The 12595-nt window shown below is 71.7% G+C and carries 8 protein-coding genes and 1 pseudogene; 7 read left to right on the top strand and 2 right to left on the bottom strand.

The genetic code is table 11. The features are described 5' to 3' along the window. A partial coding sequence (locus tag VN520_RS22040) for a 3-oxoacyl-ACP reductase (RefSeq protein ID WP_325748664.1) occupies positions 1 to 1314 on the bottom strand: 1314 nt, incomplete at its 3' end. Between the two features lie 74 nt (positions 1315 to 1388). On the opposite strand from VN520_RS22040, the gene VN520_RS22035 reads away from it, so the two are divergent. The 5 genes from VN520_RS22035 (at position 1389) to VN520_RS22015 (ending at position 9215) form a co-directional block, all read left to right on the top strand. Further along, positions 1389 to 2666: an acetyl-CoA C-acetyltransferase gene (locus VN520_RS22035; RefSeq protein ID WP_325748663.1), complete on the top strand. Its 1278-nt coding sequence runs from the start codon at positions 1389 to 1391 to the stop codon at positions 2664 to 2666. A 122-nt stretch (positions 2667 to 2788) separates the two neighbouring features. After that, positions 2789 to 4702, top strand: a complete 1914-nt coding sequence (locus VN520_RS22030; RefSeq protein ID WP_325748662.1) for an AMP-dependent synthetase/ligase — start codon at positions 2789 to 2791, stop codon at positions 4700 to 4702. Positions 4703 to 4950: 248 nt separating this feature from the next. Further along, complete coding sequence (locus tag VN520_RS22025) at positions 4951 to 6519, top strand: APC family permease (RefSeq protein ID WP_325748661.1); 1569 nt, start codon at positions 4951 to 4953, stop codon at positions 6517 to 6519. A 219-nt stretch (positions 6520 to 6738) separates the two neighbouring features. Next, positions 6739 to 7584 carry an LLM class F420-dependent oxidoreductase gene (locus VN520_RS22020; RefSeq protein WP_325748660.1) on the top strand — a complete coding sequence of 282 codons (846 nt, stop codon included), beginning with the start codon at positions 6739 to 6741 and terminating at the stop codon, positions 7582 to 7584. Positions 7585 to 7730: 146 nt separating this feature from the next. Then, positions 7731 to 9215, top strand: a complete 1485-nt coding sequence (locus VN520_RS22015) for a peptidoglycan D,D-transpeptidase FtsI family protein (RefSeq protein WP_325748659.1) — start codon at positions 7731 to 7733, stop codon at positions 9213 to 9215. Positions 9216 to 9314: 99 nt separating this feature from the next. Here VN520_RS22015 and VN520_RS22010 read toward each other — a convergent pair whose 3' ends face one another. Next, positions 9315 to 9704: a hypothetical protein gene (locus tag VN520_RS22010; protein ID WP_325748658.1), complete on the bottom strand. Its 390-nt coding sequence runs from the start codon at positions 9702 to 9704 to the stop codon at positions 9315 to 9317. A gap of 116 nt (positions 9705 to 9820) precedes the next feature. On the opposite strand from VN520_RS22010, the gene VN520_RS22005 reads away from it, so the two are divergent. Continuing rightward, positions 9821 to 12397, top strand: coding sequence for a bifunctional FO biosynthesis protein CofGH (locus VN520_RS22005; RefSeq protein WP_325748657.1), 2577 nt, complete (start codon positions 9821 to 9823; stop codon positions 12395 to 12397). A gap of 49 nt (positions 12398 to 12446) precedes the next feature. Beyond that, a pseudogene (locus VN520_RS22000) lies at positions 12447 to 12595 on the top strand (alkene reductase); the annotation flags it as partial.

Genomic DNA, 12595 nt, shown 5'->3' with positions numbered 1-12595 from the left:
CAGCAGGCTCTGGCCGCAGACCCGCACGACCTGGCCGTTGACCGCGCCGGACGCGGGCTGGGCGAACCAGGCGGTGGTCTCGGCGACGTCGACGGGGAGGCCGCCCTGGGACAGGGAGTTCATCCGGCGCCCGGCCTCCCGGATGACGAGGGGCACGGCGGCCGTCATCTTCGTCTCGATGAAGCCGGGTGCGACGGCATTGACCGTGATGCCGTGCTCGGCGGCGGCGCGCGGAGCCAGTGAGCGGACCAGGCCGATGATGCCCGCCTTGCTCGCCGCGTAGTTGGTCTGGCCGTTGTTGCCCGCGATCCCGGCGATGGACGCGGTGGCGACGATCCGGCCGCCGCGGCGAAGGGTGCCCGAGCCGACGAGGGCGTCCGTGGTGCGCAGGACGCTGTCCAGGTTGACGTCGATGACCGAGGTCCAGCGGTCGGCGGGCATGTTGGCGAGCCGGCGGTCCCGGGTGATGCCCGCGTTGTGGACGAGGATGTCCAGGCCGTCCGGGACGGCCGCGGCTATGAGCCCGGCGGCGTCGGGGGCGGTGATGTCCAGCGGCAGGGCGGTGGCGCCGAGGCGGTCGGCGGTGCGGACGAGCTGTTCCCGCGCCTGCGGGACGTCCAGGCAGATCACCTGGGCGCCGTCCCTGGCGAGGACGGAGGCGACGGACGCGCCGATGCCGCGTGCCGCGCCGGTGACCACCGCGGTGCGCCCGGTCAGCGGCGCCGCCCAGTCGGCCACCTCACCGGGGGCGTCGGCGGTGAGTTCGATGACCTGGCCGCTGACGTAGGCGGAGCGGGGGGACAGCAGGAAGCGGAGCGTGGATTCGGCCGAGGCCGGGCCCGCCCCGGGTGCGAGCCGCAGCAACTGCGCTGTGGCGCCCCGGCCGATCTCCTTGCCGAGCGAGCGTACGAATCCTTCGAGGGCCTGCTGGGCCGCCGCCTGGTGGTGGTCCTCGGGGGACGGCGTGGTGCCGAGGACGACGACGCGGCCGCCTCCGGCCAGCGACCGTACGACGGGGTGGAGGGCGGCGTGCACGCCGGCGAGCCCGGCGGCGGTGGTGACGCCGGTGGCGTCCAGGACGACGGCGGCCGGGCGTCCGGCCTGGCCGGTGACCTTCAGGCCGGTCGTGGCGAGCACCGGACCGAGCGTGTCCGGGTGGGCGGAGCTGCCTGCGGTGAGGTGGAGCAACGGCCCGTCGAGGGACGGGGTTTCCAGTGTCCAGCGACGCAGCGGGGCGGGCTGCGGCAGGCCGAGCCTGCGGGTCAGGAATCGGCCGGGAGCGGTGCCGGTGAAGTGCAGATAGCGGTCGGCCATTGTCTGGACTCCTGCTCGGTCGTAGATTTACTCCAGAGTAAGGTTACTCAAGGGTCAGGAGTTGTCGAGATGAGTTGGTCGAGTTGATTCCCCTCGCACTTCCGCAGCCGCGCCGGGTCGCGGTCATCGGTGGCAGTCGCATCCCGTTCGCCCGCTCCGACGGCCCGTACGCGCAGGCGTCGAACCAGGACATGCTGACCGCCGCGCTGGACGGGCTCGTCGAGCGCTTCGGCCTGCGGGGGCAGCAGGTCGGCGAGTTCGTGGCCGGGGCGGTCCTCAAGCACAGCCGGGACTTCAACCTGGCCCGCGAGACCGTCCTGGGCTCGGCCCTGGACCCGCGCACACCCGCGTACGACATCCAGCAGGCGTGCGGCACCGGTCTGCAGGCCGTGATCGCCGCGGCCAACAAGATCGCGCTCGGCGCCGTCGACTCGGCGGTCGCGGGCGGCGCGGACACCACGAGCGACGCGCCCCTCGGCGTCAACGACCGGCTGCGCCGGATCCTGCTGGAGGCGCGCCGCGCCAGGACGGCGGGGGCCAGGATCAAGGCACTCGCCGCGGTCCGCCCCGGCCACCTCGTCCCGGACATCCCGCGCAACGCCGAGCCCCGCACCGGCCTGTCGATGGGCGAACACGCGGCGGTCACCGCCCGGAAGTGGGGGGTGAGCCGCGAGGACCAGGACCTGCTGGCCGCCACCAGCCACCAGCGGCTCGCCGCGGCGTACGAACGCGGCTTCCTGGACGGCCTGGTCGTCCCGTACCTCGGACTGGACCGCGACCAGAATCTGCGCCCCGGGTCCACCGTGGAGAAACTGGCCACGCTGAAGCCGGTGTTCGGCGCCGGTCACCCCGGCGCGACGATGACCGCGGGCAATTCCACCCCGCTCACCGACGGCGCGGCCACCGTGCTGCTGGCGAGCGAGGAGTGGGCCGAGGCGCACGGCCTGGAACCGCTGGCGTACCTGTCGCTGTACGAGACGGCCGCCGTGGACCACGTGAACGGCGAGGACGGGCTGCTGATGGCGCCCGCGTACGCCGTCCCGCGCCTGCTGGAGCGGGCCGGACTGACCGTCGGGGACTTCGACCTCTTCGAGATCCACGAGGCGTTCGCCTCCCAGGTGCTCGCCACCCTGGCCGCCTGGGAGGAGCAGGGGCTCGCCCCCGTCGACAGGGACAAGCTGAATGTGGTCGGATCGTCCCTCGCCACCGGCCACCCCTTCGCCGCGACGGGCGCCCGGATCGTGGCGACCCTGGCCGCGCTCCTCGCGGAGCGGGACGCGCCGGGCCGGGGCCTGATCTCGGTCTGCGCCGCGGGCGGCCAGGGGGTCACCGCCATCCTGGAACGCCCCTGACCGCGGCCCGGACCCCTCCGGCCGCCCGATCCGTACGTGAACGACCCCGCGCACCCAGCAGCCGCCCCGGCGCCGGCCCCACGGACGGGCCCGGCGCCGGACCCCATGTCGAGGAGCCGCTCGTGTCCACGCCCGCCCCCGCCGCCGCAACCGCCGTTCCCGCCCTGGTCGAGCCGACCAAGGTCAGGGGGTCGGACGGCACCGTACGGGAAGTCTCCGTGCCGCCTCTCGCACCGGCCGTGCGACGCGGCTCGCTCGCCGAGATCCCCTTCGACAACGCCAGGGAGGCTCCGTCCGAGGCGGTCCTCAGCCGCAAGCAGGCCGACGGCAGCTGGCGGGACGTGACCGCCGCCGAATTCGCCGCGGAGGTGCAGGCCGTCGCCAAGGGCCTGATAGCGGAGGGCCTCCAGAGCGGCGACCGGATCGCGATCATGGCCCGCACGACCTACGAGTGGACGCTGCTCGACTTCGCGTCCTGGGCCGCCGGGCTGGTCACCGTGCCCGTCTACCCCACCTCGTCGGCCTTCCAGACGCGCTGGATCCTCCAGGACTCCGGGGCGGTCGCCTGCGCGGTGGAGACGACGGAACAGGGGCGGCTGGTCAGCCAGGAGCGGCAGCAGCTCGGGGACCTCACCCACCTCTGGCAGTTCGACACGGGGGCGACAGGCCGGCTGAAGACCCTCGGCAAGGACGTGCCCGACGCGGCGGTCGCCGCCCGTCGTGGCGTCCTGGAACCGGACAGTCCCGCCACCCTCATCTACACCTCGGGCACCACGGGCCGGCCCAAGGGCTGCGTCCTGACCCACGGGAACTTCTTCGCCGAGGTCGACAACGCCATCGAGCTGCTCCACCCGGTCTTCAAGTCCGTGTCGAAGTACCCCGCGTCCACTCTGCTGTTCCTGCCCCTCTCCCATGTCTTCGGCCGGATGGTGGCGATCGGCTGCCTGCGCGCCAGGGTCCGGCTCGGGCACGCGCCGTCCATCGCGACCGACGACCTGCTCGCGGACCTGGCCGGCTTCAAGCCGTCGTTCCTGCTGGCCATCCCCTACGTCCTGGAGAAGGTCTACAACACCGGCCGGGCCACCGCCGAGAAGATGGGCCGCGCCTCCTCCTTCGACCGTGCGGCCCGTATCGCGCGGCGCTACGGCGAGGCGGTCGAGGCGGCGGAACACGGCACGGGCCCCGGCCCCGGCATCGGGCTCCGGGCCGCGCGCGCCCTCTACGACCCGCTGGTCTACCGGCGTATCCGGGCGGCGCTGGGCGGCCACGTCCGGTACGCGATCTGCGGCGGCTCCCCGCTGGGGCACCGGCTTGCCGCCTTCTACGCGGGAGCGGGCATGCAGATCTTCGAGGGCTACGGCCTGACCGAGACCACCGCCGCCGCCACGGTCACCCCGCCCCTCAAGCCCCGTCTCGGCACGGTGGGCTGGCCGCTGCCGGGCACCGCCGTACGGATCGCGGACGACGGCGAGGTCCTGCTCAGCGGCGGTCAGGTCTTCCAGGGCTACTGGGACACCGAGCGCGGCGAGGCCACGCCGTACATGGAGGACAACTGGTTCCCGACGGGCGACCTGGGAGCCCTGGACGACGACGGCTACCTCACGATCACCGGCCGCAAGAAGGACATCATCATCACGTCCGGCGGCAAGAACGTCACCCCCGCCCCGCTGGAGGACTGGCTGCGCGCCCACCCGCTGGTCAGCCAGTGCATGGTGGTGGGGGACAACCGGCCGTTCATCAGCGCCCTGATCACCCTGGAGCCGGACGGCCTGGCCCACTGGCGCCGGATGCGGAAGAAGGAAGGCGTCCCCCTGCGCGAGCTCGTCCGGGACGAGGAGCTGCTCGCCGCGCTGCAGCGCGCGGTCGACGAGGCCAACCGGCTCGTCTCGCGCGCCGAGTCGATCCGCAAGTTCACCGTGCTCCCCCAGGACTTCACCGAGGAGAAGGGGCAGCTCACCCCCTCGCTGAAACTCAAGCGCGACGCGATCATGAGGGACTTCGACGCCGAGATCGAGGAGCTGTACCGCAGGCCGTAGTGCGAAGGCGGCTTCGGGAGATGTCCGGCAGGCGGACGGACGGGAAAATTTTGAATCCCCGCAAAACGGACAGGGGTGCGGTTCCCGTACGTCTCTCCATGTCGCCTCGGGTCGTTGAATGCAAGGCCTCTCTGGATGGGTGCCTTTGATGCAACGGCTCAAGTGCGGTTCGACTGGGGCGAGTCAAGGGTGAGACAGCGGAGTCTCACCCTCCGGATGTGGAAATCGCAGGGCATAACGTCCTCTCCATGACTGAGCTGGACACGCGGCCCCAGGCCGGAGACACGGTACGGGGAAGCGCCCCGGCCGACGGCGGCGTACGCGAGAAGGGTCTCGGCGGGAATTCCGTCGGCCTGATGGGCAGTGCCGTCATCGGCGTTTCCACCGTCGCCCCCGTGTACTGCCTGACCTCCACCCTCGGCTCCACCGCCGGTGAGGTCGGTGTGCAGATGCCCGCCGTGTTCCTGGCGGGGTTCCTCCCGATGCTGCTGGTCGCCTTCGCGTACCGCGAGCTCAACAAGGCCGTGCCGGACTGCGGCACCTCGTTCACCTGGACGGTCAAGGCCTTCGGACCGCGCCTGGGGTGGATGTGCGGCTGGGGACTGGTGATCGCCACGATCATCGTCCTGTCCAACCTCGCAGGCGTCGCCACCTCCTACTTCTGGCTGCTGGCCGGCGAGGTGTCGGGCAGCGACGCGGTCGCCGCCCTGGACGACGACAAGACCGTCCACATCCTCACCTGTCTCCTGCTCATCGCGGTGGCGACGGCGATCAGCTACCGGGGGATGACAGCCACGAAGGGCGTCCAGTACACGCTGGTCGGCCTGCAACTCGTCGTCCTCGCCGTGTTCGTGGCGATGGCGGTGCAGAAGGCGGGCAGCGGCGACTTCGCCGCGACGTCGGTGGAATTCTCCTGGTCCTGGCTGAACCCGTTCGCCGTCCAGTCCTTCGCCGCCTTCACCGCCGGCCTCTCCCTCTCGATCTTCATGTTCTGGGGCTGGGACGCCTGTCTCACCGCCAACGAGGAGACCACCGGAGCCGAGAGCACCCCGGGCCGCGCGGCGCTCATCGCGATGGTCGTCCTGGTCGGTTCCTACCTGGCCACCGGCATCGCCGCCCAGATGGCCGTCGGCTCCGGTGACTCCGGGCTCGGCCTCGCCAACCCCGACACCTCCGACAACGTCTTCGCCGCCCTCGCCGGCCCGGTCATGGGCCCCGGCCTCGGCATCCTGCTCTTCCTGGCGGTGCTGGCCTCGGCCGCCGCGAGCCTGCAGACCACGTTCATCCCGGTGGCGCGCACGGTCCTGGCGATGTCGGCCTACGAGGCGCTGCCCGCGTCGTACGCCAAGGTCCACCCGCGCTTCCGGACCCCGGGACGGGCGACCGTCGTGGCGGGTGTCGCGACCGGCGTCTTCTACACCGTGATGACGCTGGTCAGCGAGCACGTCCTCGTCGACACGATCTACGCGCTCGGCCTGATGATCTGCTTCTACTACGCACTGACCGCCTTCGCCTGTGTCTGGTACTTCCGTGCCGAGCTCACCCGGTCCGCCCGTGACCTCGTCTTCAAGGGCCTGTTCCCCCTCGTCGGCGGCATCCTGCTCACAGCGGTCTTCGGCAAGACCCTCTACGACATGTGGGACCCGGCGTACGGCTCCGGGTCGTCCGTCCTCGGCGTCGGCTCCGTCTTCGTCATCGGTGTCGGGCTGCTGCTGCTCGGCGTGGTGCTGATGGAGGCCATGCGGCGCCGCAGCCCGGCGTTCTTCCGCGGCGAGGTGCTGACGAAGGAGACCCCGGCCTTCGTGGTGAACGACTGAGCGGTCCGGCCGGCGCGCCGGTACCCGCCGGGTACCTCGTTCCCGCCGGGGCGCGGCGGGGACGGGGCGAGGTGCGGCGGGGCGGGGCGGGGCGCGGCGGGTGACCGTCGTGGCGGGAGTCGCGGCCGGAACGGAGCGACTGCCCCTGCGGAGCGGGCCTCTGCGGCCGCTCGACCGCATACCTTGGAGCCGTCACGGACGACGACGGAGGTGCCTCTCATGCGGATCGCCACAATGATCTTCCTCACCGACGAGACGATCACGCCGGTCCGGCTCGCGCGCGAGCTGGAGCAGCGGGGATTCGCCGGGCTGTACCTGCCCGAGCACACCCACATCCCGGTGAGCCGGGAGAGCCCGCATCCGGCGGGCGGCGAGCTGCCGGCCGAGTACGGACGCACGCTCGACCCCTTCGTCGCCCTGGGGCAGGCCGCCGCCGTCACCGAACGGCTGTCCCTCGGTACCGGGATCACGCTGATCGCCCAGCACGACCCCATCGGCCTGGCGAAGCAGGCCGCCACGCTCGACCACCTCTCCGGCGGCCGCTTCACGCTCGGGATCGGCTTCGGCTGGAATGTGGAGGAGGCCGCGGACCACGGGGTGGAATGGTCGACCCGGCGCGCCCTCGGCAGTGACCGGCTGGCGCTGATGCGGGCCCTGTGGGCGGACGAACCGACGGCGTACGAGGGCGAGTTCGGGTCGGTGCGGGCGAGCCATGCCTACCCGAAGCCGGTACAGCCGCCGCGCGGACCGGTGAACGGCCCGCGCACCCTGATCGGCGGGGCGGCCGGTCCGAAGCTGTTCGCGCAGATCGCCCGGGACGCAGACGGATGGCTGCCGATCGGCGGGCGCGGCCTGCCGGAGTCCGTGCCGAAGCTGCGTACGGCCTGGGAGGAGGCGGGCCGCGACCCGAAGCAGCTCCAGGTGGTGCCCTACGCGGTCCAGCCCTCTCCGGGGAAGCTGGCGCACTACGCGGATCTGGGTGTCGAGGAGGTCGTCCTCCAGCTGCCCCCGGCCGGGGAGGGTGAGGTGCTGCGCGCGCTGGACGCGTATGCGGCGTACCTGTGACAAGCCTGTGGCCGGAAATGTTCCGGTGTGTCCCCGGCGTGATCCTGCGGGGGAACCATGAACGCTAAAATCGCATCTATCACCTCCGGACATCGATGGTGCGGCCCGTGTGCGTGTGTGCCCGGCTGCCTGGGAACGGGAGCAGGATGAACAGGCCGTTGCGGCACATAGCCATCTTCTGTGGGCTGCTGATGCTGGCCCTGCTGATACGGGCGAACTGGCTCCAGTACGCCACGAGTCAGGAGCTCGCCACCCACGAACACAACCGCCGGGTCAAGATCACCCAGTTCGCGACCCCGCGCGGCGACATCATCGTGGGCGGCAAGGCGATCACGGGGTCGAAGGCGGTCGAGGGGACCGACTTCAAGTACCAGCGCACGTTCAAGCAGGGCCCGATGTACGCCCCCGTCACCGGTTACGCCTCCCAGGCGCAGGGCATGTCCCTCCTGGAGAACACGTACGACAGCATCCTCAGCGGCGAGGACGAGCGGTTCGCCTTCCGGCACGCCAAGGACATCCTCACCGGTGAGCCCCGGCGGGGCGGCGACGTCGTCACGACCATCGACCCCAAGGCCCAGGCGGCCGCCTACAAGGGCCTGACCGACCTCGACGCACGGGGGGCCGTCGTCGCCCTCGACCCGGCGACCGGCAAGGTCCTCGCCCTGGTCTCGACACCCTCGTACGACCCCTCGGTCTTCGCCGGCAACTCCTTCAAGGAGGGCGACAAGTTCCAGGCGCTGGTCGACGACAAGGGCAAGCCGCTCGCCAACCGTGCGCTGCGCGAGACCTTCCCGCCCGGCTCCACCTTCAAGATCCTCACCGCGACGGCCGCGCTGGAGCACGGCGTCATCACGGACGTCAACGCCCCGACCGACGCCGTCTCGCCGTATCCGCTGCCGCTCTCCTCGAACAAGATCGGCAGCGAGGCGGGCGACAAGGTCTGCAACAAGGCGTCGCTGAAGACGGCCATGCAGTACTCCTGCAACAACGTCTTCCTCGACGCCGCGGCCGAGCTGGGCGTCGACAAGATGCGGGAGACGGCGGAGAAGTTCGGCTTCAACGCCGACGTCTACGACGAGGAGTTCGGCGACATGCTCGCCACGAAGAGCCTCTACCCGGAGGAGCTCGACAAGCCGGGAACCGCCCTCACCGGCATGGGCCAGGGCAGCCTCACCAGCACCCCGATGCAGATGGCCATGGTCACGGCGGCCCTCGCCAACAACGGCAAGATGATGCAGCCGTACATCGTCGACAAGCTGCAGGGACCGGACCTGACCACCATCGAGGAGCACAGCCCGAAGGTGAAGAGCGAGGCGGTCTCCGAGGAGACGGCCAAGAAGGTCCAGGAGATGATGGAGTTCACCGCCAAGGAGGGCAGCGCGCAGAAGGCGCTGATCGACGGGGTGACCGTGGGCGGCAAGACGGGTACGGCGCAGCGGGGCAACGACGTCACCAAGGAGGTGCCGTACGGCTGGTTCGTCTCGTACGGCAAGAACCCCGACGGCCGGGCGGTCGCGGTGGCGGTCTTCATCGACCCGACGGCGATGGACATCTCCCGCTCCGACATCTCGGGTGGCGGCCTGGGCGCCCCGATCGCGCGCAACGTGATGAAGGCGGTCCTGGGGAAGTAGTCCGGACCCCGGAGACGCGACAGCCCCCGCCCGGCACACGCCGGGCGGGGGCTGTTCGCCGTCCGGGGACCGGAGCCCTGGCGGTGACTGCCGCGTGGCTCACGGACGTACGCCGGCCCGCGTCTGCCGGGAGGGGCGGGGGCGCACGAAGGGGCCGGGCCCTTCACTCCTGGGGGAGAGCCCGGCCCGTCCCGCGGGAGAACCGGGCGGTGCGGCGGTGGCCGGAGCGGTGGGCGGTCGGCCGGTCCGCCCCGCGGGGATCACGATCACCGTCACCGCTGCGTCCGTGATCTCATACATCGCCCGGTAGCGGCCCCCGTGCACACGGCGAGGAGTGGGAGCCCCGTGTGCTGCGGACCCCTCCGGGCGAGGGTGGTCGCCAAGGAGGCCGTCGGCGTCCACGAGCAGACGCAGACCGTCGGGATCGTCCTTGAGGAATCGGGCCGCCTGGCCGATGGCGTGCTCACCCCAGGTGACCTGATGCGTCAACGCTGCCCCGGGTCCGGCCGCGCGCGTACCTCGTCCTGAGAAGCGGTCCCCACCGTCGGCCGGGCCGGGCGGAGGCCCTGGTCCGGACGGAGTGCCGCGCTCGTATGCTCGGGTCCATGACCGATGCTCAGCGCCCCACGACCAACGCCATGCGGCGTGCCCTGCGGCGGGCGCGCGACGGTGTCGCCCTCGATGTGGCCGAGGCCGCCGTCCTGCTCCAGGCGCGGGGGGACGATCTGACCGATCTGGCCGCCTCCGCCGCCCGCGTGCGGGACGCGGGGCTGGAGGCCGCGGGCCGGCCGGGGGTGATCACGTACTCCCGCAAGGTCTTCATCCCGCTGACCCGGCTCTGCCGTGACACCTGTCACTACTGCACCTTCGTCACCGTGCCCGGGAAGCTCCGCAAGGCCGGTCACGGAATGTTCCTGTCGCCGGACGAGGTGCTCGACATCGCGCGCAAGGGCGCCGGAATGGGCTGCAAGGAAGCCCTGTTCACGCTCGGCGACCGGCCCGAGGACCGCTGGCCCGAGGCGCGGGAGTGGCTGGAGGCGGAGGGCTATGACGACACCCTGGCGTATGTGCGGGCCATGGCGGTCCGGGTGCTGGAGGAGACGGGGCTGCTGCCGCACCTCAACCCCGGCGTGCTGACGTGGACGGACCTCCAGCGGCTGAAGCCCGTCGCCCCGTCCATGGGCATGATGCTGGAGACGACGGCGACCCGGCTGTGGTCCACGAAGGGCGGCCCGCACCACGGGTCGCCGGACAAGGAACCGGCCGTCCGGCTGCGGGTGCTGGAGGACGCCGGCCGGTCCAACGTGCCGTTCACCACCGGCATCCTGATCGGCATCGGCGAGTCGTACGAGGAGCGCGCCGACTCCCTCTTCGAGCTGCGCAGGACCGCCCGCGCCTATCACGGCATCCAGGAAGTCATCGTCCAGAACTTCCGCGCCAAGCCGGACACCGCGATGCGCGGGATGCCGGACGCCGAACTGGAGGAGCTGGCCGCAGCCATCGCCGTCGCCCGCCACATCCTCGGCCCCTCGGCCCGCATCCAGGCCCCGCCGAACCTCGCCGACGCCGAGTACGCCCTGCTGATCGGCGCGGGCATCGACGACTGGGGCGGCGTGTCGCCCCTCACCCCCGACCACGTGAACCCCGAGCGCCCCTGGCCGCACATCGATGAACTGGCGGCCAGGACCGCGGAGTCCGGTTTCGAGCTGCGTGAACGCCTCACCATCTACCCGGAGTTCATCCAGCGCGGCGAGCCCTGGCTCGATCCCCGTCTCCTGCCGCACGTGCGGGCGCTCGCCGATCCGGAGACGGGCCTCGCCAAGGAGGGCGCGATCCCGGCCGGGCTGCCCTGGCAGGAGCCCGACGAGGGCTTCAGCGCCTCCGGCCGCACCGACCTGCACCGCACCATCGACACCGAGGGCCGCACCGGTGACCGCCGCGACGACTTCGACGCGGTGTACGGCGACTGGGAGGCACTGCGCGAGGCCGCCGCCCCCGGCATGGTCCCCTCCCGCATCGACACCGACGTACGCCAGGCCCTGGGCCAGGCCGCCGACGACCCCACGAAGCTCACCGACGACCAGGCCCTCGCCCTGCTCCACGCGGACGGACCGGCGCTGGACGAGCTGTGCGGGATCGCGGACACCCTGCGCCGCGACGTGGTCGGTGACGACGTCACCTACATCGTCACCAGGAACATCAACTTCACCAACGTCTGCTACACCGGCTGCCGTTTCTGCGCCTTCGCCCAGCGGCGTACGGACGCCGACGCCTACACCCTCTCCCTGGACCAGGTCGCCGACCGTGCCGCGCAGGCCTGGGACGTCGGCGCGGTCGAGGTCTGCATGCAGGGCGGCATCCACCCGGACCTGCCCGGCACGGCGTACTTCGACATCGCCCGTGCGGTGAAGGAACGCGTCCCCGGCATACACGTCCACGCCTTCTCGCCGATGGAGGTCGTCAACGGCGCGTCCCGCACCGGCATGTCCGTCCGCGACTGGCTGACGGCTGCCAAGGACGCCGGGCTCGACTCGATCCCCGGCACCGCCGCGGAGATCCTCGACGACGAGGTCCGCTGGATCCTCACCAAGGGGAAGCTGCCGACCGCCGACTGGCTGGAGGTCATCAGGGCGGCGCACGAGACGGGTCTGCGCTCCTCGTCCACGATGATGTACGGCCACGTCGACCAGCCCCGCCACTGGCTCGGCCACTTCAGGACGCTGGCCCGCCTCCAGCAGGAGACCGGGGGCTTCACGGAGTTCGTCACCCTGCCCTTCATCCACACCAACGCCCCGGTCTACCTCGCGGGCATCGCCCGCCCCGGGCCCACGGACCGCGACAACCGGGCCGTCACCGCGATGGCCCGCCTTCTGCTCCACCCGCACATCACCAACATCCAGACCAGCTGGGTGAAGCTCGGTGCGGAAGGCGCGGCGGAGATGCTCCGCTCGGGCGCCAACGACCTCGGCGGGACCCTGATGGAGGAGACCATCTCCCGTATGGCGGGGTCGAGTTACGGCTCGTACCGCTCGATCCAGGACCTCGTCGCCATCGCGGACCTCGCGGGCCGGCCGGCGAAGCCGCGTACGACGCTGTACGGCGAGGTCCCGGAGGAGCGCGTCACGGTGGCGACGGCGTCGGACGGCCACCTGCCGGAGCTGCTGCCGGTGCTGCCGCAGTAGCGGAGCACGGGCTGCTTCCGGAGCCCGATCGGGCTCCGGAAGCGACTGCTCCGATGTGATCGCGCTCGGCCGCCCGTTCCTGGCCAACCCCGACCTGGTCCGGCGCATGCGCACGGGCGCCCCGGTGAACCAGGTCCGGGACGCGCACCTGATGTACGTGGGCGGGGCGACGGGCTACACGGACTACCCGCCCCCCCC

This window comes from Streptomyces sp. (genome assembly GCF_035563135.1).
Classification (GTDB): domain Bacteria; phylum Actinomycetota; class Actinomycetes; order Streptomycetales; family Streptomycetaceae; genus Streptomyces.
Note: the sequence above shows the minus strand (reverse complement) of the source record. Positions and strands in the feature narration are given on the sequence as shown.